The organism is Polynucleobacter sp. AP-Titi-500A-B4 (assembly GCF_018688095.1).
Classification (GTDB): Bacteria; Pseudomonadota; Gammaproteobacteria; order Burkholderiales; family Burkholderiaceae; genus Polynucleobacter.
Genome location: NZ_CP061311.1, coordinates 54,038 through 73,921 on the forward strand (window position 1 = coordinate 54,038; position 19,884 = coordinate 73,921).

At 46.0% G+C, this 19,884-nt stretch carries 33 protein-coding genes; all 33 read left to right on the forward strand.

Annotated elements, in window-relative coordinates; genetic code table 11:
- Nucleotides 1-17 precede the first annotated feature (17 nt).
- Nucleotides 18-2,120: an elongation factor G gene (gene fusA / locus FD968_RS00290; protein ID WP_215366460.1), complete on the forward strand. Its 2,103-nt coding sequence runs from the start codon at nucleotides 18-20 to the stop codon at nucleotides 2,118-2,120.
- 49 nt (nucleotides 2,121-2,169) lie between these two features.
- Nucleotides 2,170-3,360, forward strand: coding sequence for an elongation factor Tu (gene tuf, locus FD968_RS00295; RefSeq protein WP_215366437.1), 1,191 nt, complete (start codon nucleotides 2,170-2,172; stop codon nucleotides 3,358-3,360).
- Between the two features lie 116 nt (nucleotides 3,361-3,476).
- Nucleotides 3,477-3,788 (forward strand): 30S ribosomal protein S10, encoded by a 312-nt coding sequence (gene rpsJ, locus FD968_RS00300; RefSeq protein ID WP_011901899.1) that lies wholly within the window; start codon nucleotides 3,477-3,479, stop codon nucleotides 3,786-3,788.
- 197 nt (nucleotides 3,789-3,985) lie between these two features.
- Nucleotides 3,986-4,642: a 50S ribosomal protein L3 gene (gene rplC, locus FD968_RS00305; RefSeq protein WP_215320696.1), complete on the forward strand. Its 657-nt coding sequence runs from the start codon at nucleotides 3,986-3,988 to the stop codon at nucleotides 4,640-4,642.
- 11 nt (nucleotides 4,643-4,653) lie between these two features.
- Complete coding sequence (gene rplD, locus FD968_RS00310; RefSeq protein WP_215293447.1) at nucleotides 4,654-5,274, forward strand: 50S ribosomal protein L4; 621 nt, start codon at nucleotides 4,654-4,656, stop codon at nucleotides 5,272-5,274.
- Entirely contained in the window at nucleotides 5,271-5,585 is a 315-nt protein-coding gene (gene rplW / locus FD968_RS00315; RefSeq protein WP_068947693.1) for a 50S ribosomal protein L23, read from the forward strand. The genes rplD and rplW overlap by 4 nt, the downstream gene beginning before the upstream one ends.
- A gap of 2 nt (nucleotides 5,586-5,587) precedes the next feature.
- On the forward strand, nucleotides 5,588-6,418 hold the full coding sequence (gene rplB, locus FD968_RS00320) for a 50S ribosomal protein L2 (protein WP_068947694.1): 831 nt from the start codon (nucleotides 5,588-5,590) through the stop codon (nucleotides 6,416-6,418).
- A 19-nt stretch (nucleotides 6,419-6,437) separates the two neighbouring features.
- Nucleotides 6,438-6,716, forward strand: coding sequence for a 30S ribosomal protein S19 (rpsS, locus tag FD968_RS00325; protein WP_011901904.1), 279 nt, complete (start codon nucleotides 6,438-6,440; stop codon nucleotides 6,714-6,716).
- A gap of 7 nt (nucleotides 6,717-6,723) precedes the next feature.
- A complete protein-coding gene (rplV, locus tag FD968_RS00330; protein WP_197712017.1) occupies nucleotides 6,724-7,056 on the forward strand; it encodes a 50S ribosomal protein L22 in 333 nt (110 codons plus the stop codon).
- Between the two features lie 8 nt (nucleotides 7,057-7,064).
- Nucleotides 7,065-7,892, forward strand: a complete 828-nt coding sequence (gene rpsC / locus FD968_RS00335) for a 30S ribosomal protein S3 (protein ID WP_068947696.1) — start codon at nucleotides 7,065-7,067, stop codon at nucleotides 7,890-7,892.
- A 2-nt stretch (nucleotides 7,893-7,894) separates the two neighbouring features.
- Nucleotides 7,895-8,308, forward strand: coding sequence for a 50S ribosomal protein L16 (gene rplP, locus FD968_RS00340; RefSeq protein WP_011901907.1), 414 nt, complete (start codon nucleotides 7,895-7,897; stop codon nucleotides 8,306-8,308).
- A 14-nt stretch (nucleotides 8,309-8,322) separates the two neighbouring features.
- Nucleotides 8,323-8,517, forward strand: coding sequence for a 50S ribosomal protein L29 (rpmC, locus tag FD968_RS00345; RefSeq protein WP_215366462.1), 195 nt, complete (start codon nucleotides 8,323-8,325; stop codon nucleotides 8,515-8,517).
- A gap of 12 nt (nucleotides 8,518-8,529) precedes the next feature.
- Nucleotides 8,530-8,799, forward strand: coding sequence for a 30S ribosomal protein S17 (gene rpsQ, locus FD968_RS00350; RefSeq protein WP_011901909.1), 270 nt, complete (start codon nucleotides 8,530-8,532; stop codon nucleotides 8,797-8,799).
- A 184-nt stretch (nucleotides 8,800-8,983) separates the two neighbouring features.
- A complete protein-coding gene (gene rplN, locus FD968_RS00355) occupies nucleotides 8,984-9,352 on the forward strand; it encodes a 50S ribosomal protein L14 (protein ID WP_087908804.1) in 369 nt (122 codons plus the stop codon).
- 9 nt (nucleotides 9,353-9,361) lie between these two features.
- The gene (gene rplX, locus FD968_RS00360; protein ID WP_011901911.1) at nucleotides 9,362-9,670 is read left to right on the forward strand and encodes a 50S ribosomal protein L24; all 309 of its coding nucleotides are present in this window, start codon (nucleotides 9,362-9,364) and stop codon (nucleotides 9,668-9,670) included.
- A gap of 16 nt (nucleotides 9,671-9,686) precedes the next feature.
- Nucleotides 9,687-10,229, forward strand: coding sequence for a 50S ribosomal protein L5 (rplE, locus tag FD968_RS00365; protein ID WP_015420243.1), 543 nt, complete (start codon nucleotides 9,687-9,689; stop codon nucleotides 10,227-10,229).
- Nucleotides 10,230-10,238: 9 nt separating this feature from the next.
- Nucleotides 10,239-10,544: a 30S ribosomal protein S14 gene (gene rpsN / locus FD968_RS00370; RefSeq protein ID WP_011901913.1), complete on the forward strand. Its 306-nt coding sequence runs from the start codon at nucleotides 10,239-10,241 to the stop codon at nucleotides 10,542-10,544.
- Nucleotides 10,545-10,568: 24 nt separating this feature from the next.
- Nucleotides 10,569-10,964, forward strand: a complete 396-nt coding sequence (gene rpsH, locus FD968_RS00375; protein ID WP_068947700.1) for a 30S ribosomal protein S8 — start codon at nucleotides 10,569-10,571, stop codon at nucleotides 10,962-10,964.
- Between the two features lie 10 nt (nucleotides 10,965-10,974).
- On the forward strand, nucleotides 10,975-11,508 hold the full coding sequence (gene rplF, locus FD968_RS00380) for a 50S ribosomal protein L6 (protein WP_068947701.1): 534 nt from the start codon (nucleotides 10,975-10,977) through the stop codon (nucleotides 11,506-11,508).
- A gap of 13 nt (nucleotides 11,509-11,521) precedes the next feature.
- A complete protein-coding gene (gene rplR, locus FD968_RS00385; protein ID WP_215366465.1) occupies nucleotides 11,522-11,875 on the forward strand; it encodes a 50S ribosomal protein L18 in 354 nt (117 codons plus the stop codon).
- Between the two features lie 18 nt (nucleotides 11,876-11,893).
- A complete protein-coding gene (gene rpsE, locus FD968_RS00390) occupies nucleotides 11,894-12,412 on the forward strand; it encodes a 30S ribosomal protein S5 (protein ID WP_215366468.1) in 519 nt (172 codons plus the stop codon).
- Between the two features lie 24 nt (nucleotides 12,413-12,436).
- Nucleotides 12,437-12,625, forward strand: a complete 189-nt coding sequence (gene rpmD, locus FD968_RS00395; protein ID WP_068947704.1) for a 50S ribosomal protein L30 — start codon at nucleotides 12,437-12,439, stop codon at nucleotides 12,623-12,625.
- A gap of 27 nt (nucleotides 12,626-12,652) precedes the next feature.
- Nucleotides 12,653-13,093 carry a 50S ribosomal protein L15 gene (gene rplO / locus FD968_RS00400; protein WP_215366471.1) on the forward strand — a complete coding sequence of 147 codons (441 nt, stop codon included), beginning with the start codon at nucleotides 12,653-12,655 and terminating at the stop codon, nucleotides 13,091-13,093.
- An 18-nt stretch (nucleotides 13,094-13,111) separates the two neighbouring features.
- On the forward strand, nucleotides 13,112-14,449 hold the full coding sequence (gene secY, locus FD968_RS00405) for a preprotein translocase subunit SecY (protein ID WP_215366475.1): 1,338 nt from the start codon (nucleotides 13,112-13,114) through the stop codon (nucleotides 14,447-14,449).
- Between the two features lie 4 nt (nucleotides 14,450-14,453).
- Complete coding sequence (gene infA / locus FD968_RS00410; protein WP_068320132.1) at nucleotides 14,454-14,672, forward strand: translation initiation factor IF-1; 219 nt, start codon at nucleotides 14,454-14,456, stop codon at nucleotides 14,670-14,672.
- A gap of 34 nt (nucleotides 14,673-14,706) precedes the next feature.
- Nucleotides 14,707-14,823: a 50S ribosomal protein L36 gene (gene rpmJ, locus FD968_RS00415; protein WP_012357167.1), complete on the forward strand. Its 117-nt coding sequence runs from the start codon at nucleotides 14,707-14,709 to the stop codon at nucleotides 14,821-14,823.
- Between the two features lie 24 nt (nucleotides 14,824-14,847).
- The gene (gene rpsM, locus FD968_RS00420; RefSeq protein ID WP_215296111.1) at nucleotides 14,848-15,213 is read left to right on the forward strand and encodes a 30S ribosomal protein S13; all 366 of its coding nucleotides are present in this window, start codon (nucleotides 14,848-14,850) and stop codon (nucleotides 15,211-15,213) included.
- An 18-nt stretch (nucleotides 15,214-15,231) separates the two neighbouring features.
- Nucleotides 15,232-15,639 (forward strand): 30S ribosomal protein S11, encoded by a 408-nt coding sequence (rpsK, locus tag FD968_RS00425; RefSeq protein WP_015420254.1) that lies wholly within the window; start codon nucleotides 15,232-15,234, stop codon nucleotides 15,637-15,639.
- 116 nt (nucleotides 15,640-15,755) lie between these two features.
- Nucleotides 15,756-16,379, forward strand: a complete 624-nt coding sequence (gene rpsD / locus FD968_RS00430; RefSeq protein WP_215366479.1) for a 30S ribosomal protein S4 — start codon at nucleotides 15,756-15,758, stop codon at nucleotides 16,377-16,379.
- 24 nt (nucleotides 16,380-16,403) lie between these two features.
- Nucleotides 16,404-17,384, forward strand: coding sequence for a DNA-directed RNA polymerase subunit alpha (rpoA, locus tag FD968_RS00435; RefSeq protein ID WP_215366484.1), 981 nt, complete (start codon nucleotides 16,404-16,406; stop codon nucleotides 17,382-17,384).
- A 16-nt stretch (nucleotides 17,385-17,400) separates the two neighbouring features.
- Nucleotides 17,401-17,796, forward strand: coding sequence for a 50S ribosomal protein L17 (rplQ, locus tag FD968_RS00440; RefSeq protein ID WP_215366488.1), 396 nt, complete (start codon nucleotides 17,401-17,403; stop codon nucleotides 17,794-17,796).
- Between the two features lie 66 nt (nucleotides 17,797-17,862).
- Nucleotides 17,863-18,210 carry a divalent-cation tolerance protein CutA gene (gene cutA / locus FD968_RS00445; RefSeq protein ID WP_215366491.1) on the forward strand — a complete coding sequence of 116 codons (348 nt, stop codon included), beginning with the start codon at nucleotides 17,863-17,865 and terminating at the stop codon, nucleotides 18,208-18,210.
- Entirely contained in the window at nucleotides 18,210-19,883 is a 1,674-nt protein-coding gene (gene dsbD, locus FD968_RS00450; protein ID WP_215366495.1) for a protein-disulfide reductase DsbD, read from the forward strand. The genes cutA and dsbD overlap by 1 nt, the downstream gene beginning before the upstream one ends.
- Nucleotide 19,884: the final 1 nt, after the last annotated feature.

Here is a 19,884-nt window from a genome sequence, read left to right on the forward strand (position 1 = left end):
AAGAAAAGGCACTAACAGTGGCACGTAAAACCCCCATCGACAAATACCGCAATATTGGTATTTCTGCGCATATTGACGCAGGTAAGACAACAACTACAGAACGCGTTTTGTTCTACACCGGCGTTAATCACAAGATCGGTGAAGTGCATGACGGCGCAGCTACCATGGACTGGATGGAGCAAGAGCAAGAGCGTGGTATCACCATTACTTCTGCTGCTACCACCACTTTCTGGAAGGGTATGGCAGGCAATATGCCTGAGCACCGTATCAACATTATTGATACACCAGGACACGTAGACTTCACTATTGAAGTTGAGCGCTCAATGCGCGTGTTGGATGGTGCTTGTATGGTTTACTGTGCGGTGGGTGGAGTACAGCCACAATCTGAAACTGTTTGGCGTCAGGCAAATAAGTATCAAGTTCCCCGTTTGGCGTTCGTTAATAAGATGGACCGCACTGGCGCGAACTTCTTCAAGGTCTACGACCAAATGAAGACTCGCCTCAAGGCAAACCCAATCTTGATCCAGATTCCTATCGGTGCTGAAGAAAATTTCAAAGGCGTTGTGGATTTGGTAAAAATGAAGGCCATCTACTGGGATGAGGCTTCACAAGGCACTAAATTTACTTACGAAGATATTCCTGCTGAATTGCAAGCATCTGCTGAAGAGTGGCGCGAGAAAATGCTCGAAGCTGCTGCAGAGAGCTCAGAAGAGTTGATGGAAAAATATCTCGGCGGCGAAGGCTTGACCGAAGAAGAAATTAAAGGCGCATTGCGTCAACGTACTATCGCCAATGAAATCGTTCCAATGTTGTGCGGAACTGCTTTCAAAAACAAAGGCGTTCAGGCGATGTTGGATGCAGTAGTTGAGTTGTTGCCATCCCCATTAGATGTTCCGCCGGTTCCATGTGAATTGGAAGATGGTTCACCTGCTACTCGTGAAGCATCTGACAGCGCGAAGTTTTCTGCATTGGCATTTAAGATCATGACTGACCCATTTGTTGGCCAGCTCATCTTCTTCCGCGTTTACTCAGGCGTAATGAAGTCTGGCGACACTATCTACAACCCAATTAAGGGCAAGAAAGAGCGTGTTGGTCGTTTGTTGCAGATGCATGCAAACCAACGTGAAGAAATTAAAGAAGTTTACGCGGGCGATATCGCTGCAGCAGTTGGTCTGAAAGATGCAACTACTGGCGAAACATTGTGTGATCCAGATAGCATCGTTATTTTGGAGCGCATGGTATTCCCAGAGCCAGTAATCTCACAAGCTGTTGAGCCAAAGACAAAAGCTGACCAAGAAAAAATGGGTCTTGCTTTGAATCGCTTGGCACAAGAAGATCCTTCTTTCCGTGTGAAGACTGACGAAGAATCAGGCCAGACAATTATTTCCGGAATGGGCGAGCTTCACTTGGAAATTTTGGTTGATCGTATGAAGCGTGAGTTCAGCGTTGAAGCAACGGTTGGTAAGCCACAAGTTGCATACCGCGAAACAATCCGCAAGGTTTGCGAAGAGATTGAAGGTAAATTCGTTAAGCAGTCTGGTGGTCGCGGTCAGTATGGCCACGTAGTGCTTAAGCTTGAGCCACAAGCTCCTGGTAAAGGTTTTGAATTCGTTGACGCTATTAAAGGCGGTGTGGTTCCACGTGAATACATCCCTGCAGTAGAAAAAGGTATTGTTGAAACATTGAATTCTGGTGTATTGGCTGGCTATCCAGTGGTTGATATCAAAGCAACCCTGTTCTTCGGTTCATACCATGACGTTGACTCCAACGAAAACGCATTTAAGATGGCAGGCTCAATGGCGTTCAAGGACGGTATGCGCAAAGCATCTCCAGTATTGCTTGAACCAATGATGGCTGTTGAAGTAGAAACACCGGAAGATTTCATGGGTAACGTAATGGGTGACCTCTCATCCCGTCGCGGTATTTTGCAAGGTATGGATGACATTCCAGGCGGCGGGAAGATCGTACGTGCTGAAGTGCCATTGGCAGAGATGTTTGGTTACTCAACTGGCTTGCGCTCGTTGACCCAAGGTCGTGCTACCTACACCATGGAATTTAAGCATTATTCCGAAGCACCTAAGAACGTTGCTGAAGCAGTTATGGCTGCTAAAGCGAAGTAATTTATCCACATTAATTTTGAATATTGACTAGCTAAGAAGGCAGACAAAAATGGCAAAAGAAAAGTTCGAGCGGACAAAACCGCACGTAAACGTAGGCACCATCGGTCACGTTGACCACGGTAAAACCACATTGACAGCAGCAATTGCAACCGTGCTCTCAAAAGCATTTGGTGGCGAAGCAAAAGCATACGATCAGATTGATGCTGCTCCAGAAGAAAAAGCACGTGGTATTACGATTAATACAGCGCACGTTGAGTACGAGACTGCAAATCGTCACTACGCTCACGTTGACTGCCCAGGACATGCTGACTACGTGAAGAACATGATTACTGGTGCTGCTCAGATGGACGGCGCAATTTTAGTTTGCTCTGCTGCTGACGGTCCAATGCCACAAACTCGTGAGCATATCCTCTTGGCGCGCCAAGTGGGTGTTCCTTACATCGTGGTGTTCTTGAACAAGTGCGACATGGTGGATGACGCTGAATTGCTCGAGTTAGTGGAAATGGAAGTTCGTGAACTTCTGTCTAAATACGACTTCCCAGGCGATGACACACCAATCGTTCAAGGTTCTGCTAAGTTAGCTCTTGAAGGCGACGAAGGCCCATTGGGCAAAGAAGCCATCATGAAATTGGCTGAAGCATTAGACACCTACATCCCAACTCCAGAGCGTGCCATTGATGGTGCGTTCTTGATGCCAGTAGAAGACGTGTTCTCGATCTCCGGTCGCGGTACTGTAGTTACCGGCCGTATCGAGCGCGGTATCGTTAAAGTAGGCGAAGAGATTGAAATCGTTGGTATCAAACCAACCCTCAAGACTACTTGTACTGGTGTTGAAATGTTCCGCAAATTGCTCGACCAAGGTCAAGCAGGCGATAACGTTGGTATCTTGTTACGCGGTACAAAGCGTGAAGAAGTTGAGCGCGGCCAAGTATTGGCTAAGCCAGGTTCAATCACCCCACATACTCACTTTACAGCCGAGGTTTACATCTTGGGTAAAGATGAAGGTGGTCGTCATACTCCATTCTTTAACAACTATCGTCCACAGTTTTACTTCCGTACAACGGACGTAACAGGTTCAATCGAGTTGCCAAAAGATAAAGAAATGGTGATGCCTGGTGATAACGTCACGATTACCGTAAAACTCATCGCGCCAATCGCGATGGAAGAAGGTTTACGTTTTGCGATCCGTGAAGGTGGCCGTACTGTTGGCGCCGGCGTGGTTGCAAAGATTTTGGCTTAAGTAGTAGAAGTAATTAATATTTAGCGGTTTGCTAACCGGTGACATCAGTGCTGCTGATGTCACCGTGCTCTTTAGATGTATAACGTGGCAGCACCACACCGCTCTTTGGAATTAATATGCAAAACCAAAAAATTCGTATTCGTCTTAAAGCATTTGATTACCGTTTGATCGACCAGTCTGCAGCTGAAATCGTTGATACAGCTAAGCGTACTGGTGCGGTTGTTAAGGGGCCAGTACCTTTGCCAACCCGTATTGAGCGTTTTGATATCTTGCGTTCACCACACGTGAACAAGACCTCCCGTGATCAATTAGAGATCCGTACCCATCTTCGTTTGATGGATATCGTTGATCCTACAGAGAAAACTGTGGATGCCTTGATGAAATTAGACCTTCCAGCAGGTGTGGACGTCGAAATTAAGTTGCAGTAATTTGTTGTTTCCGGTCTTTTTGCTTGTCAAGATCGGCATTTCGGGATAGAATCTAAGGCTTCGCTCAATTATTTGGGCGAAATTTTAGGCTTTATCAGCATTAAAAACGTTGTAAGTTATTGATTTAGAAGTACTTTTACTTGTAAATCACTTAAATTAATTTTGCCGACCAATCGAAGTCGGCGTGGAGCATGAATATGAGCTTAGGCTTAATCGGCCGCAAGGTCGGCATGACCCGTCTATTTACGGACGAAGGGGATTCAATCCCTGTAACCGTAATTGACGTGAGCGACAACAGAATCGCTCAAATCAAGACCCAGGCAACTGATGGCTATGATGCTATCCAGTTGGCACATGGCACACGTAGAGCTACTCGCGTTACCAAAGCAATGGCTGGTCACTTCGCCAAAGCAGGAGTGATGGCTGGTAACGGTCTCAACGAATTCCAATTAGACGCAGCAAAAATCGCAGAAATGACACCAGGACAAGTAATTCCTGCTGACGCTGCTTTTACAGCTGGTCAAAAAGTGGACGTACAAGGCGTTTCAATCGGTAAAGGTTATGCCGGTACCATCAAGCGTTATCACTTCGCTTCTGGTCGTGCATCCCACGGTAACTCTAGATCACACAACGTACCAGGCTCTATCGGTATGGCGCAAGATCCAGGTCGTGTTTTCCCAGGTAAGCGCATGACTGGCCACCTTGGTGACGTTACCCGTACCGTACAAAATTTAGTCATCGCACGCATTGATGCAGAACGTAATCTCATCATGGTTAAAGGCGCTATTCCAGGCGCCCCAGGCGGTAAAGTTATTGTTACTCCAGCGGTGAAAACACCGTTGAAGAAGAAATAAGGGGAGCGAATATGGAACTTAAGCTTCTCCAAGATAACGGTACTTTAGGTGCAGGCGTACAAGCTTCACCAGAAGTATTCGAGCGCGAATATAACGAAGCATTGGTACACCAAGTTGTAGTGGCTTACCAAGCAAATGCACGTAGCGGTAACCGTGCACAGAAAGACCGTGAGCAAGTTAAGCACACAACCAAGAAGCCTTGGCGTCAAAAAGGTACTGGTCGTGCACGTGCTGGTATGAGCTCTTCCCCGCTGTGGCGTGGAGGTGGTCGTATATTCCCGAATTCTCCAGAAGAGAATTTCAGCCAAAAAGTAAACAAGAAAATGTACCGCGCTGGTATGAGATCTATTTTGTCTCAGTTAGCACGCGAAGGCCGTTTGAATGTAGTTGATCAATTCAATCTTGATGCTCCAAAGACTAAAGTTTTAGCTGACAAAGTTAAAGCAATGGGCTTGGATTCAGTCTTGATCATCGTTGATCAGGTTAGCGAGAATTTGTTCTTGGCATCACGCAACCTGCATAAGGTTGCTGTATGTGAGCCACAGCACGCTGATCCATTAGCTTTGGTGCAATACAAAAAAGTATTGGTAAGCAAAGCAGCGATCGCAAAAATTGAGGAGTTGCTGAAATGAGCCAAGTCCGTAAAAACGATCACAACCTGATGAAGGTTCTGCTTGGTCCTGTTATCTCTGAAAAAGCCACTATGGTTGCAGAGAAAAATGAACAAGTAGTTTTCCAAGTAGCTCGCGATGCAAACAAGAGCGATGTAAAACAAGCAGTTGAGTTGCTCTTTAAAGTGCAAGTTGACTCAGTTCAAATCGTGAATCAAAAGGGTAAGCCTAAGCGCTATGGCCGTTTTGAAGGTCGTCGTGACCACACTAAGAAGGCCTATGTGAATTTGAAACCAGGTCAAGAAATTAACTTTGAAGCGGAGGCGAATTAATCATGCCTTTGATGAAAACAAAACCGACCTCACCAGGTCGTCGCTCAATGGTCAAGGTGGTCAACCCTGACCTCCATAAAGGCAAGCCTTTTGCACCATTGCTAGAGCCACAGTTTCAAAAAGCGGGCCGTAATAACAACGGTCACATCACTACCCGTCATAAAGGTGGTGGTCATAAGCATCACTATCGTGTTGTTGACTTCAAACGCAATGACAAAGATGGTATTCCTGCAAAAGTTGAGCGCTTGGAATATGACCCAAACCGCAGTGCAAATATTGCATTGATCGTGTTTGCGGATGGTGAGCGTCGCTACATTCCCGCTGCTAAAGGCATGACTGTTGGTCAAGCAATCATGAATGGTTCTGAAGCACCAATCAAATCTGGTAATAACTTGCCAATTCGCAATATTCCAGTTGGTAGCACCATTCACTGCGTTGAAATTCTCCCAGGCAAAGGTGCGCAAGTTGCACGTTCAGCTGGTGGTTCAGCAGTATTGCTAGCTCGTGAAGGCGTATACGCTCAAGTGCGTTTGCGCTCCGGTGAAGTTCGCCGTGTTTTGATTGAGTGCCGCGCCACTATTGGTGAAGTTGGTAACGAAGAGCACAGCTTGCGTCAAATTGGTAAAGCAGGCGCAAATCGCTGGCGTGGTATTCGCCCAACCGTTCGCGGTGTGGCAATGAACCCAGTAGATCACCCACACGGTGGTGGTGAAGGTAGAACTGGCGAAGGCCGTGTACCTGTATCTCCATGGGGCACTCCAACCAAAGGTTATCGCACACGTCGCAATAAGCGTACAACTTCGATGATCGTTCAACGTCGTCAAAAACGTTAAGCGATAAGGATAAATAGATATGACACGTTCAGCTAAAAAAGGCCCATTCTGCGACGCCAGCTTAGTAAAAAAAGTTGAAGTTGCACAAGCCAACAAAGACAAAAAGCCGATCAAAACTTGGTCACGCCGTTCAACAATCCTCCCAGACTTTATTGGTCTGACGATTGCTGTACATAACGGTCGTCAACACGTTCCGGTTTATGTATCAGAAAACATGGTGGGTCATAAGTTAGGCGAATTTGCCTTGACCCGTACTTTCAAAGGTCACGCTGCTGACAAGAAAGTAACGAAGAAGTAAGGGGATGATGATGGAAGTTAAAGCTATTCACAAGGGTGCCCGCATTTCTGCGCAAAAGACACGTTTGGTCGCCGACCAAATTCGTGGTTTGCCGATTGCTCGCGCATTAAACATTTTGAACTTCAGCCCCAAGAAAGCTGCCTTCATTGTGAAAAAAGTAGTTGAATCAGCGATTGCAAATGCTGAACACAATAAAGGTGCTGACATTGATGAGCTCAAGGTATCGGCGGTCATCGTTGATAAAGGCACTTCCTTAAAGCGCTTCACTGCACGCGCTAAGGGTCGTGGCAATCAAATCGAAAAACAAACTTGTCACATTAGCGTGACCTTGAGTAACTAAGGAAAGATATGGGCCAAAAGATTAACCCCACCGGATTCCGACTCGCGGTAACGAAGAATTGGACATCACGTTGGTATGCAAACAATACTGACTTCGCAAAGATGCTGAAAGAGGACGTAGATGTCCGTAGCTATTTGAAGAAGAAGTTAAAGAATGCATCAGTAAGCAAAGTTGTGATTGAGCGTCCTGCTAAGAACGCGCGCATCACTATTTATAGCTCACGTCCAGGCGTTGTCATCGGCAAAAAAGGCGAAGACATTGAAGTTCTCCGTCGTGAATTACAAAAGCGCATGGGTGTTCCAGTTCATGTGAACATTGAAGAAATTCGTAAGCCAGAAGTTGACGCACAATTGATCGCTGACTCTATTACTCAACAGTTAGAGAAGCGCATTATGTTCCGTCGCGCTATGAAGCGTGCAATGCAAAGCGCAATGCGTCTTGGCGCACAAGGCATCAAGATCATGTCTTCCGGTCGTTTGAACGGTGCAGAAATTGCCCGTCGCGAATGGTACCGTGAAGGTCGTGTCCCACTTCATACATTGAAGGCTGATATTGATTACGCAACATCAGAAGCCGAAACAACATACGGCATCATCGGTGTAAAAGTTTGGGTTTATAAAGGCGATACATTGGGTCGTGGTGCAGAAGCTCAAGTAGCTGCTCCATCTGCTGAGCCAGCTGCCGAAGAAAAGAAAACTCGTCGTGCTCCAAGCAAAACAGCTGCTCGTAAACCAGCTGCTGGCGCTGACAAGCCATTAGTTGCTGCTAAGCCAGCAGTAAAGCGTGTGCGCAAGGTTGAAACACCTGCCGCAGATACGCAGAAGTCAGGAGAGTAAGCATGCTACAACCAAAGCGTCGCAAGTATCGTAAGGAACAAAAAGGCCGTAACACTGGCGTGGCAACACGCGGTAGTTCTGTAGCCTTTGGTGACTTTGGATTGAAGGCCGTTGGCCGTGGTCGTTTGACTGCTCGTCAAATCGAGTCAGCACGTCGCGCAATGACCCGTCACATTAAACGTGGTGGTCGTATCTGGATTCGTATTTTCCCAGATAAGCCAATTTCACAAAAACCTGCTGAAGTACGTATGGGTAATGGTAAAGGTAATCCAGAGTACTACGTAGCTGAAATCCAACCAGGCAAAGTGCTTTACGAGATGGACGGTGTTGATGAGCAATTGGCGCGCGAAGCTTTCAAGCTTGCTGCAGCTAAGTTGCCTTTACAGACCACTTTCGTGATTCGCCACTTAGGTTGATCGGGATAGAGATTATGAAAAATAAAGAATTAGCAGCCAAAGATCTGACTGCCTTGAATGCAGAATTGACAGAGCTCTTAAAGACCAACTTTAAGCTCCGTATGCAAAAGGGTACTCAGCAACTCACTAATACCAGCCAATTGGGTAAGACTAAGCGCGACATCGCTCGTGTAAAGACTTTTATTACCCAAAAGACTGCACAGAAATAAGGAAAAAGGGATATGACAGAGTTATCTAAACCCTTGCGCCGCACCCTTGTGGGCCGCGTTGTTAGCGACAAAATGCAAAAAACTGTGACGGTCTTAGTTGAGCGTCAAGTGAAGCATCCGGTGATTGGTAAGTACGTTGGCCAATCCAAAAAGTACCACGCTCATGACGAAGCTGGCACATACAAGATGGGTGATACTGTTGAAATTGCTGAATCTAAGCCAATTTCACGCACCAAATCTTGGGTTGTGACCCGTTTGGTTGAGGCTTCAAAGGGTATTTAAGGTATTTTTAAGGGATTTTGGCGAAGTTTCTTCCCAAATCCCTGTTTTACGTAGTAGAATAGAAGGCTTCTCTGGTTTTATTGGAGAAGCAGTGTTTTTCATTAATTCCGGGTTTTAGCTTTCGTTAAAGCCCATAGACGGAACCAAGACTGTTTGCCTCTGGCCAATAAGTTGGGGATTAGAAATGATACAAACCGAAAGTAGATTGCAGGTCGCCGATAACACAGGCGCCAGTGAAGTTTTGTGCATCAAGGTATTGGGCGGCTCTAAGCGTCGTTACGCCAGTATCGGTGATGTCATCAAAGTGACTGTAAAGTCCGCTGCTCCACGTGGCCGTGTAAAAAAAGGTGATATTTATAACGCTGTTGTTGTTAGAACAGCTAAGGGTGTTCGCCGTCCAGATGGTTCATTGATTAAGTTCGATGCAAACGCTGCGGTATTGCTCAACGCTAAGTTAGAGCCAATTGGCACACGTATCTTCGGACCAGTTACACGCGAATTGCGTACTGAGAAGTTCATGAAGATCGTTTCTCTCGCCCCCGAAGTTATTTAAGAGGCTGATATGAAAAAGATTCGTAAAGGTGATTCCGTAGTTCTCTTGACTGGCCGCGATAAAGGCAAGCAAGGAACTGTTACAGCCGTTCTCGAGAACAAATTAGTGATCGAAGGCGTAAACATTTATAAAAAGAGCGTTAAGCCAAATCCAGCTGCCGGTGTTACTGGCGGCATGATTGACAAGACGATGCCTGTTCACATTTCTAATGTGGCTGTGGTTGACGGTAACGGCAAACCATCACGTGTTGGTATCAAACTCGTTGACGGTAAAAAGCAACGTTTCCTCAAAACCACTGGCGCGACATTAAGCGCATAAGGGGCACGGAGAAATTATGAGCACACGTTTTCAAGAACACTATCAAGCTAAAGTTGTTGCTGATTTGATTGCCAAGTTTGGCTACAAGTCTGTAATGGAAGTTCCACGCATTACCAAGGTAACTCTGAATATGGGCCTGGGCGATGCAGTGAACGACAAGAAAATTATCGAAAATGCAGTTGGAGATTTAACTAAGGTTGCAGGCCAAAAGCCAGTTGTAACTAAAGCGAAAAAAGCGATTGCAGGTTTCAAAATTCGTCAAGGCTACCCAATCGGTGCCATGGTGACATTGCGTGGTCAACGCATGTACGAATTCTTGGATCGTTTCGTTACTGTTGCATTGCCACGCGTACGTGACTTCCGTGGTATCTCCGGTAAAGCATTTGACGGCCGTGGTAACTACAACATCGGCGTTAAAGAGCAGATCATTTTCCCTGAAATCGAATACGACAAGATTGATGCCCTCCGTGGTCTCAATATCAGTATTACGACGACTGCTAAAACCGACGAAGAAGCAAAAGCTTTGTTGGCAGCATTCAAATTCCCTTTCCGCAATTAAGAGGCTAACGTGGCAAAACTATCCCTGATTGAGCGCGAGAATAAGCGCGCAAAAACTGTAGAGAAGTACGCTGTAAAGCGTGCCGAACTCAAAGCGATCATTGCTGATCAATCACGCAGCGATGAAGAGCGCTATGAAGCTCGCTTGAAACTACAGGCACTTCCACGTAACGCAAGCCCGATTCGTCAAAGAAATCGTTGTTCATTAACCGGTCGCCCACGTGGCACATTCCGTAAATTCGGTTTGGCTCGTAGCAAGATTCGTGAAATCGCCTTCCGTGGCGAAATCCCCGGTTTAACCAAGGCCAGCTGGTAAGCGGCGAAAGAATTAGGAGAACTCATGAGTATCAGCGATCCAATCGCCGACATGTTGACCCGGATCCGCAATGCGCAAGCAGTGCAGAAGCCGCTAGTCACAATGCCGTCGTCAAAAGTTAAAGTAGCTATTGCAAAAGTTTTGCAAGATGAAGGCTATATCGAAAGTTTTGAAATCAAAGGTGAAGCAGCTAAGCCAGTGCTCCACATTGATCTTAAATACTATGCAGGCCGTCCTGTTATCGAGCGTATCGACCGTGTTTCTACACCAAGTTTACGTATCTATAAAGGCCGTCATGACATTCCAGAGGTAATGAATGGCTTGGGCATTGCAATTATTTCAACCCCTCAAGGCGTAATGACAGACCGTAAAGCACGTGCAACAGGCGTGGGCGGCGAAGTTATTTGCTACGTAGCTTAAGGAGCGAAATATGTCCCGCGTAGGTAAATCACCAATTACAGTTCCTAAGGGCGCTGAAATCAGCATCAACGGTGCAAACATTACTGTCAAAGGTCCACTGGGCACATTGACACATAACTTGCACCCGACAGTTGGTTTGAAACAAGAAGATGGCGTGTTGACAGTGGTTGTAAACAGCGACTCACCAGAAGCTGGTGCACAGTCAGGTACAGCGCGTGCTTTGGTTAACAACATGGTTGTTGGCGTAACTTCAGGCTTTGAGCGCAAGCTCAGCTTGGTAGGCGTTGGTTACCGTGCTCAAGCCCAAGGCGAAACATTGAAGTTGCAACTCGGTTTCTCACACGACATTATTTACAACCTTCCTAAGGGCGTAAAAGCTGAGACTCCATCGCAAACAGAAATCATTATTAAAGGCTCCAACAAGCAGCAAGTTGGCCAGGTCGCAGCTGAAGTTCGCGCATACCGTTCACCAGAGCCATACAAAGGCAAGGGTGTTCGCTACGTGGATGAGGTTGTGCATCTGAAAGAAACCAAGAAGAAGTAAGCGAGATTAGAAAATGAATAAAGACGAATCCAGACAAAGACGTGCTCGGCAGACTCGTATTCGCATTGCCGAAGCAATGGCAAATCGCTTAACAGTTATCCGTAGCAATTCACATATTTCTGCACAGGTATATAGCCCATGCGGAACCAAAGTTGTAGCAGCTGCTTCAACAATGGAAAAAGATTTGCGCCAAGCGATCAAAAACGGCGGCAACGCTGATGCGGCAAAACAAATCGGCAAGTTAGTTGCTGAGCGTGCTGTTAAGGCAGGCGTTGTTGATGTTGCTTTTGATCGTTCCGGTCATCGTTACCACGGCCGTATTAAGGCCTTAGCTGAAGCTGCGCGTGAAGCCGGCCTGAAGTTCTAATAGGGTTTAGGAAAAAACATGGCAAAAATGCAAACTAAGATGCAAAACGAAGAGCGTGATGATGGTCTTCGCGAGAAGATGATTGCTGTTAATCGTGTAACTAAAGTGGTTAAGGGTGGTCGTATTCTCGGCTTCGCTGCACTCACTGTAGTTGGCGATGGCGATGGCCGCATCGGCATGGGTAAAGGCAAATCAAAAGAAGTTCCAGTTGCTGTTCAAAAGGCAATGGACGAAGCTCGTCGCAAGATGATCAAAGTGACTTTACGTAAAGGTACTTTGCAGCACACCGTTACTGGTCAACATGGCGCGTCACGCGTTTTGATTTCTCCAGCTAAAGACGGTACTGGAATTATTGCTGGTGGTCCAATGCGCGCAATTTTTGACGTAATGGGTGTAACCAATGTGGTTGCTAAGTCACTCGGTTCTACAAACCCGTACAACTTGGTTCGCGCAACGATTGATGGTTTGAACAAGATGAGTACTCCTGCTGAGATTGCTGCTAAGCGCGGTAAGTCAGTTGAAGAGATTCTCGGCTAAGACCAAAAGATTAGGAATCTACAAATGACAAAATCAAACTCCAAAGTCAAACTGCAATTAGTGCGCAGCTTGATCGGTACACGCGAAAGCCACCGTGCAACTGTACGCGGCTTAGGCCTTGGTCGTATCAATTCAGTTTCTGAATTGGAAGACACTCCAGCTGTTCGCGGCATGATTAATAAAGTTTCTTATCTAGTTAAAGTCATTGGCTAATAACTAGCAAGTAAATAGGCGAATAATATGCAACTCAATACAATCAAACCCGCAGAGGGCTCCAAGAAAAACCGTCGTCGCGTAGGTCGTGGCATTGGTTCTGGTCTTGGTAAAACTGCAGGCCGCGGTCACAAAGGTCAAAAATCTCGTTCCGGTGGATTCCACAAAGTTGGATTCGAAGGCGGTCAGATGCCTATGTATCGTCGTTTGCCAAAACGCGGTTTCGTGTCTTTGACACGTCGTCACGTTGGTCAAATTACTTTGAACGACTTAGCAAAAATCAACTTGCCAGAAGTGGACTTGTTGGTATTGAAGGCTCACGGTTTTGCTGGTGAGCAAATCAATGCAGTTAAGGTTATCAAGACTGGTGAACTCAAGATTGCTGTAACCCTCAAGGGTATTACAGCAACTGCCGGCGCTAAAGCAGCTATTGAAGCAGCTGGCGGCAAACTAGTTGATTTGGCTTAATAGGTCTTTTCAGTAGATATGGCATTAGCACCTACCAATAACGCAAATACTGCATCAGCAGGAGGCAAGTTCGGCGAATTACGTCAGCGCTTGGTCTTCCTGGTGTTGGCTTTGCTCGTGTTCCGTTTGGGTGCTCATATACCTGTTCCAGGCATTGATCCAGACCAATTGGCACAGTTATTTGCTGGTCAAAAAGACGGCATCTTGGGAATGTTTAACTTGTTCTCTGGTGGCGCTTTATCTCGCTTTACAGTCTTTGCTTTGGGAATCATGCCTTACATTTCTGCATCGATCATCATGCAGCTAATGACTATTGTTGTCCCTTCATTGGAATCTTTGAAAAAAGAAGGCCAAGCTGGTCAGCGCAAGATTACTCAGTACACCCGTTACGGCACTGTACTTTTGGCGACCTTCCAGGCAATGGGTATTTCCGTTGCTTTGCAAGCTCAACCTGGCTTGGTTATTAACCCAGGTCTGATGTTTGAACTCAATACGGTTGTGACTTTAGTAACCGGAACGATGTTCTTGATGTGGCTTGGCGAGCAAATTACTGAGCGTGGCCTAGGCAACGGTATTTCGATCATTATTTTTGGCGGTATTGTTTCTGGCTTGCCAAATGCTTTAGCTAGCTTATTAGAGTTGGTGCGTACTGGCTCAATGAATATTATTTCTGCATTGCTGATCGTTGTGATTTGCGTGGCAGTAACTTATTTTGTGGTATTTGTAGAGCGCGGCCAGCGTCGTATTTTGGTGAACTACGCTAAGCGTCAAGTTGGCAACAAGATCTACGGCGGCCAATCTTCTTACTTCCCATTGAAGTTAAATATGGCAGGTGTTATTCCTCCAATCTTTGCTTCTTCGATTATTTTGTTCCCTGCAACCATTGCTGGCTGGTTCACATCCGGCGAGCCAACCAATATGTTCAGCAGAATCATTAAGGACTTGGCAGCGACTTTGGCTCCAGGTCAACCCGTGTACACCATCCTGTACGCAGCTGCAATTATTTTCTTCTGCTTCTTTTATACCGCCTTGGTATTTAATAGCCGCGACACTGCTGAGAATTTGAAGAAAAGCGGTGCCTTTGTTCCTGGCATTCGTCCGGGCGACCAAACAGCGCGTTATATCGACAAGATCTTGGTGCGCTTAACTTTGGCTGGTGCGATTTATATGGTTTTGGTTTGTTTATTACCAGAATTTTTAGTGTTGAAGTACAACGTGCCTTTCTATTTTGGTGGTACTTCATTGTTGATTATTGTTGTCGTTGCAATGGATTTCATGGCTCAAGTTCAGTCATTTGTGATGCAACAGCAATACGGCTCTTTGATGAAAAAAGCCAACTTTAAGATGGGCGCTTAACTGAATGTCTAAAGACGATGTAATTCAGATGGCGGGAGAAGTTGTAGAGAATTTGCCGAACGCGATGTTTCGCGTGAAGCTGGAAAACGGACATGTGGTTCTAGGGCACATTTCCGGAAAGATGCGGATGCATTACATCCGTATTTTGCCGGGAGATAAGGTGACGGTGGAGATGACTCCTTACGACCTGACGCGCGCCAGAATCATTTTCCGCGCGAAGTAAAGATTAAGTAGTACCTATTTTTAAGAGGTGAGTTATGAAAGTTTTAGCATCCGTTAAGTGTATTTGCAGAAATTGCAAGATCATTAAGCGCAAACGCGTTGTGCGCGTGATCTGTTCTTCAGACGCACGTCATAAGCAGCGTCAAGGCTGATCTGGTTAATTAAGAGGAAATCTCATGGCACGTATCGCTGGGGTAAACATCCCAAATCATCAACATACTGTTATCGGTTTAACAGCAATTTTTGGCATTGGCACAACTCGTGCTCACAAAATTTGCCAGACCACAGGTGTTGCAATCGACAAAAAAGTTAAAGATCTTACCGACGCTGACTTGGAAAAGTTGCGTGATGAAGTAGGTAAGTTCATCACCGAAGGTGACCTTCGTCGTGAAGTAACTATGAGCATCAAGCGTTTGATGGACTTAGGTTGCTACCGTGGTGTGCGTCATCGTAAGGGCTTGCCTGTACGTGGTCAACGTACCAAGACCAATGCGCGTACCCGTAAGGGCCCACGTAAGTCCGGCATCGCACTGAAGAAATAATCAAGAAAGTTTATTGACATGGCAAAACAACAATCCGCTTCCGCCGCTTCACAGCGCGCTCGTAAGAAGGTTAAAAAGAACGTTGCTGACGGTATCGCACACGTTCACGCTTCTTTTAACAACACCATCATTACGATCACTGATCGTCAAGGAAATGCGCTTTCATGGGCAACTTCTGGCGGCCAAGGCTTCAAAGGCTCACGTAAATCAACACCTTTTGCTGCTCAGGTAGCTGCAGAAGTTGCTGGTAAGACAGCCATTGAATGCGGTATTAAGAACTTGGAAGTTCAGATCAAAGGCCCAGGCCCAGGTCGTGAATCAGCAGTTCGTGCATTGAACTCATTGGGCATCAAGATCACTGAGATTCAAGACGTAACTCCAGTTCCACACAATGGTTGCCGTCCTCCTAAGCGTCGTCGTATCTAAGCTAGGAAGTTGGTAGTACAAGTTTTAGTAGTTTTTTATTAAAGCCCACTGTTCACCTGATTTAAAGGGTGAACTCACCGCCGGTCGTAAGACTGCGGTAAAGAAAGGAAAGCATCGTGGCACGTTACTTAGGGCCTAAGGCCAAATTAGCACGTCGGGAAGGTACCGACTTATTTTTAAAGAGCGCACGTCGCGCCCTGTCAGACAAGTGCAAGTTAGATACTAAGCCTGGTCAACATGGTCGCACATCTGGCTCAAGAACATCGGATTACGGTAATCAATTGCGTGAAAAGCAAAAGGTTAAGCGTATCTATGGCGTATTAGAGCGTCAGTTCCGTCGTTACTTCGCAGAAGCTGAGCGTCGTAAGGGCAACACTGGTGAAACATTGCTCCAGTTGCTAGAGTCACGTCTCGACAACGTGGTCTATCGCATGGGCTTTGGTTCTACACGTGCAGAAGCACGTCAGTTGGTTTCTCACGGCGCCATCATGCTAAATGGCAGCGCTGTGAATATTCCATCTATCCAGGTTAAGCCTGGTGACATTGTTGCGATTCGTGAAAAAGCGAAGAAGCAAGCACGTATTACGGAATCACTCAATTTGGTTCAGCAAATGTCTGCAGTTACCTGGGTTTCAGTTGACGCAACTAAGCTGGAAGGAACATTTAAGCAAGTGCCTGACCGCGAAGATATTAGCGGTGAAATTAATGAAAGTTTGATCGTCGAATTGTATTCACGCTAATTTAGGCACTCTCAAGGAAAAAATATGCAAACAAATTTGCTCAAGCCAAAGATTATTTCTGTTGAAGCGCTTACCGCCAACCAAGCTAAGGTTGTTATGGAGCCGTTCGAGCGTGGCTATGGCCACACACTCGGAAACGCATTACGTCGTGTACTCTTGTCCTCGATGGTTGGTTATGCACCAACTGAAGTAGCTATTGCAGGTGTAGTTCATGAATATTCCACTTTGGATGGTGTTCAAGAGGACGTAGTAAACCTCTTGTTGAACCTCAAAGGTATCGTATTCAAATTACAGTCTCGTGATGAAGTCACCATCAATTTGCGTAAAGAAGGCCCAGGCGTCGTTACCGCAAAAGATATTGACTTGCCGCACGATGTTGAAATTATCAATCCTGATCATGTGATCGCTCACTTGTCTGCTGGTGGTAAGTTGGATATGCAGATCAAGGTTGAAAAAGGTCGTGGCTATGTTCCAGGTAATGTTCGTCAATACAACGACGAAGCAACTAAGATTATTGGCCGCATTGTGTTGGATGCTTCATTCAGCCCAGTAAGCCGTGTTAGCTATGCTGTTGAGTCCGCTCGTGTTGAGCAACGTACCGATCTCGATCGTTTGGTAATGACTATTGAAACTAACGGTGTGTTATCTCCTGAAGAAGCAATTCGTCAAGCTGCTAGCATCTTGGTTGATCAGTTAGTTGTATTTGCAGCTCTTGAGAGCAGCGAAGTTTCTGGTGATCTCGCACCAAGCCGCTCTTCAATGGTTGATCCAATGTTGATGCGTCCAGTTGATGATCTTGAGCTCACAGTTCGCTCTGCAAACTGCTTGAAAGCTGAGAACATTTACTACATCGGTGACTTGATTCAACGTACAGAGAATGAATTGTTGAAGACGCCTAATTTGGGTCGTAAGTCTTTGAATGAAATCAAAGACGTATTGGCTGCTCGTGGCTTAAGTCTTGGCATGAAACTCGAAAGCTGGCCTCCAGCTAACCTCGAGAAATAATTAGAAAGGAAGCATCATGCGTCACGGAAACGGCTTACGCAAACTAAATAGAACATCTTCACATCGCTTGGCGATGCTGCGCAATATGTCCAATTCTCTTTTGGAGCACGAAGTCATTAAAACGACTTTGCCAAAAGCAAAAGAATTGCGCATGGTTGTTGAGCCTTTGATTACCTTGGGTAAAAAAGACAACTTAGCAAACCGTCGCTTAGCATTTGATCGCACTCGTGATCGCGATATCGTGGCTAAGCTCTTCACAGAACTCGGCCCACGCTATGCAACACGTCCAGGTGGCTACCTTCGTATTTTGAAGTTCGGCTTCCGTCATGGCGACAATGCACCAATGGCTTTGGTTGAGTTGGTAGATCGCCCAGAAGTTGAAGAAACAGCAGTTGTAGCTGAAGAGGCTTAAGTCTCCCAGCGATTGAAAAGCCAGGCTCCGGTCTGGCTTTTTTCATTTACGGGTTATAAATACGGCATGCCCCAGAACATCCCAGCTAAATCCCATGACCTATTGGTGGTTGTAACCAGTCTTCCCAATATTGAGGCTGCTAGAACCTTGGCTAAGGCCCTAGTAGAGAATCATCTTGCGGCTTGTGTGCAAATGAGTGAAGGGGTTTATTCAATTTACCGTTGGGAAGGAAGAGTTTGCGAAGAGCATGAGATTCTCTTGTCTGCTAAAACGGTTGCGCACCAATGGGAAGCGATTTCTGCTTTTATAAAAGAAAGCCATCCTTACGATTTGCCTGAGATTTTAGCTTTTTCACCAGAGCAATATTCGCAGCAATACGGTGAATGGGTACAGGCTGAGGTAAATTCACAGTAATGAGAATGCAATCCCTTCTGAAAATGTTCATCGCATTGCTTGTGCTGTTATCAACACAAGTTTTTGCTGCACAAGAATTCTTGTCACCAGAAAAAGCATTTCGGGTAGAGGCAACCTGGTTAGATAAATCCAATCAAATTGAGATTGAGTTCATACCTGCCAAAGGCTATTACCTCTATCAAGAATCCTTGCAATTTGAGGCGGGCTCAGAAGCTGGGAAGCTATATAAAATAAGGCCTACATTGCCATTGGGTGTGGAAAAGTTTGATGAAACTTTTCAGAAAAAATTGCAAGTTTATAAGCAAGCATTCATGGTGTTGCTCGATGTTAATCCGACCCCCGGCAAGCCAATTCATATTGATGTCAATCTTCAGGGTTGCGCAGAAGCTGGAATTTGCTATCCACCAATGACCTTAAAATTTCTATTAGCTGGGCCTGGTGTGAAGGCGGCGCCAATACCAGAGGCGCTTGAAGGATCGCAAGCTTTGTCAACCACTCAAACGGAATTGAGTTTGAGTGATTTGTGGCGTGAGCGTGATGATGTGAATGCAATCGGCCGTTTCTTACAAAATACTTCCACAGCTTATTTATTTTTAGCCTTTTTTGTTTTAGGTCTCGCGCTGGCTTTCACGCCCTGCGTTTTGCCAATGCTCCCAATTTTGTCGAGTGTGATCTTTGGTACGCAGGGTGGCAAAGCGATTTCAAAGGGCCGTGCGAGCATATTGGCGCTTGCCTATATCTTGGGTATGGCCCTCATCTACGCCTTGGCTGGCGTGCTGATGGCGGCTCTAGGAGGTAGTGTGCAAAGAGCGCTACAGAGCCCACTTGCTCTATCTGCTTTTGCACTCCTGCTCCTGCTTTTGTCGGGCAGCTTGTTTGGTCTTTATGACCTGCGATTACCTCAGTCATGGCATCAACATGTGGATCGGCTGGCAGGTCGTCAAGAGGGCGGTAGCGTCTTTGGCGCCTTTGCCTTGGGGGGCATTTCTACTCTTGTTGCTAGCCCGTGTATTACGGCCCCATTGGCGGGTGTTTTAGCCTTTATTGCTCAAACAGGCTCTATGAGTCTAGGCGCAGGACTGCTCTTTGTCATGGCCTTGGGAATGGGTTTACCACTGCTCTTTATTGCGATTGAAGCGCGTATTTTGATTCCTTCAACGGGTATTTGGATGGTTTGGCTACAGCGCACCCTGGGTGTCTTGTTAGTGGCGACTGCTGCTTGGATAGCTTCCCCATTAATCCAAAAAAATGACCCTAGTGGATCGGTAAACACTATTAATGGACAGAAGATTCATCAAGTAGGAGATTTGTCATTCCTTGTTATTCATTCTCCAGCTGAGTTAGATGCGCAACTGATGAAGGCCAAGCAAGAACAAAAAATAGTCATGCTAGATTTCTATGCCGACTGGTGTATCAGTTGTAAGGAGATGGAAGTAAACACTTTCACAAACCCAGAGGTGAGCAAAGTGCTCAAGCAGTTTGTTTTATTACAAGCCGATGTCACAGCCAATAGCCTTGACAATCAGGCATTGCTAAAGCGCTTTGGTTTGTATGGCCCTCCGGGCATTTTGATCTTCAATCAACAATCAGAAGAGCAAAAAGAGCAACGCGTAATTGGCTATATGCCACCCCAGCGATTTGCTGAGCGTTTAAAAAAAGCTACCAGCAAATAAT

Excerpts from the sequence above, each read along its gene's own strand:
- tuf (WP_215366437.1), top strand. The coding sequence starts at position 2,170 with ATGGCAAAAGAAAAGTTCGAGCGGACAAAACCGCACGTAAACGTAGGC.
- rpsJ (WP_011901899.1), top strand. The coding sequence starts at position 3,477 with ATGCAAAACCAAAAAATTCGTATTCGTCTTAAAGCATTTGATTACCGT.
- rplC (WP_215320696.1), top strand. The coding sequence starts at position 3,986 with ATGAGCTTAGGCTTAATCGGCCGCAAGGTCGGCATGACCCGTCTATTT.
- rplD (WP_215293447.1), top strand. The coding sequence starts at position 4,654 with ATGGAACTTAAGCTTCTCCAAGATAACGGTACTTTAGGTGCAGGCGTA.
- rplW (WP_068947693.1), top strand. The coding sequence starts at position 5,271 with ATGAGCCAAGTCCGTAAAAACGATCACAACCTGATGAAGGTTCTGCTT.
- rplB (WP_068947694.1), top strand. The coding sequence starts at position 5,588 with ATGCCTTTGATGAAAACAAAACCGACCTCACCAGGTCGTCGCTCAATG.
- rpsS (WP_011901904.1), top strand. The coding sequence starts at position 6,438 with ATGACACGTTCAGCTAAAAAAGGCCCATTCTGCGACGCCAGCTTAGTA.
- rplV (WP_197712017.1), top strand. The coding sequence starts at position 6,724 with ATGATGGAAGTTAAAGCTATTCACAAGGGTGCCCGCATTTCTGCGCAA.
- rpsC (WP_068947696.1), top strand. The coding sequence starts at position 7,065 with ATGGGCCAAAAGATTAACCCCACCGGATTCCGACTCGCGGTAACGAAG.
- rplP (WP_011901907.1), top strand. The coding sequence starts at position 7,895 with ATGCTACAACCAAAGCGTCGCAAGTATCGTAAGGAACAAAAAGGCCGT.
- rpmC (WP_215366462.1), top strand. The coding sequence starts at position 8,323 with ATGAAAAATAAAGAATTAGCAGCCAAAGATCTGACTGCCTTGAATGCA.
- rpsQ (WP_011901909.1), top strand. The coding sequence starts at position 8,530 with ATGACAGAGTTATCTAAACCCTTGCGCCGCACCCTTGTGGGCCGCGTT.
- rplN (WP_087908804.1), top strand. The coding sequence starts at position 8,984 with ATGATACAAACCGAAAGTAGATTGCAGGTCGCCGATAACACAGGCGCC.
- rplX (WP_011901911.1), top strand. The coding sequence starts at position 9,362 with ATGAAAAAGATTCGTAAAGGTGATTCCGTAGTTCTCTTGACTGGCCGC.
- rplE (WP_015420243.1), top strand. The coding sequence starts at position 9,687 with ATGAGCACACGTTTTCAAGAACACTATCAAGCTAAAGTTGTTGCTGAT.
- rpsH (WP_068947700.1), top strand. The coding sequence starts at position 10,569 with ATGAGTATCAGCGATCCAATCGCCGACATGTTGACCCGGATCCGCAAT.
- rplF (WP_068947701.1), top strand. The coding sequence starts at position 10,975 with ATGTCCCGCGTAGGTAAATCACCAATTACAGTTCCTAAGGGCGCTGAA.
- rplR (WP_215366465.1), top strand. The coding sequence starts at position 11,522 with ATGAATAAAGACGAATCCAGACAAAGACGTGCTCGGCAGACTCGTATT.
- rpsE (WP_215366468.1), top strand. The coding sequence starts at position 11,894 with ATGGCAAAAATGCAAACTAAGATGCAAAACGAAGAGCGTGATGATGGT.
- rpmD (WP_068947704.1), top strand. The coding sequence starts at position 12,437 with ATGACAAAATCAAACTCCAAAGTCAAACTGCAATTAGTGCGCAGCTTG.
- rplO (WP_215366471.1), top strand. The coding sequence starts at position 12,653 with ATGCAACTCAATACAATCAAACCCGCAGAGGGCTCCAAGAAAAACCGT.
- secY (WP_215366475.1), top strand. The coding sequence starts at position 13,112 with ATGGCATTAGCACCTACCAATAACGCAAATACTGCATCAGCAGGAGGC.
- infA (WP_068320132.1), top strand. The coding sequence starts at position 14,454 with ATGTCTAAAGACGATGTAATTCAGATGGCGGGAGAAGTTGTAGAGAAT.
- rpmJ (WP_012357167.1), top strand. The coding sequence starts at position 14,707 with ATGAAAGTTTTAGCATCCGTTAAGTGTATTTGCAGAAATTGCAAGATC.
- rpsM (WP_215296111.1), top strand. The coding sequence starts at position 14,848 with ATGGCACGTATCGCTGGGGTAAACATCCCAAATCATCAACATACTGTT.
- rpsK (WP_015420254.1), top strand. The coding sequence starts at position 15,232 with ATGGCAAAACAACAATCCGCTTCCGCCGCTTCACAGCGCGCTCGTAAG.
- rpoA (WP_215366484.1), top strand. The coding sequence starts at position 16,404 with ATGCAAACAAATTTGCTCAAGCCAAAGATTATTTCTGTTGAAGCGCTT.
- rplQ (WP_215366488.1), top strand. The coding sequence starts at position 17,401 with ATGCGTCACGGAAACGGCTTACGCAAACTAAATAGAACATCTTCACAT.
- cutA (WP_215366491.1), top strand. The coding sequence starts at position 17,863 with ATGCCCCAGAACATCCCAGCTAAATCCCATGACCTATTGGTGGTTGTA.
- dsbD (WP_215366495.1), top strand. The coding sequence starts at position 18,210 with ATGAGAATGCAATCCCTTCTGAAAATGTTCATCGCATTGCTTGTGCTG.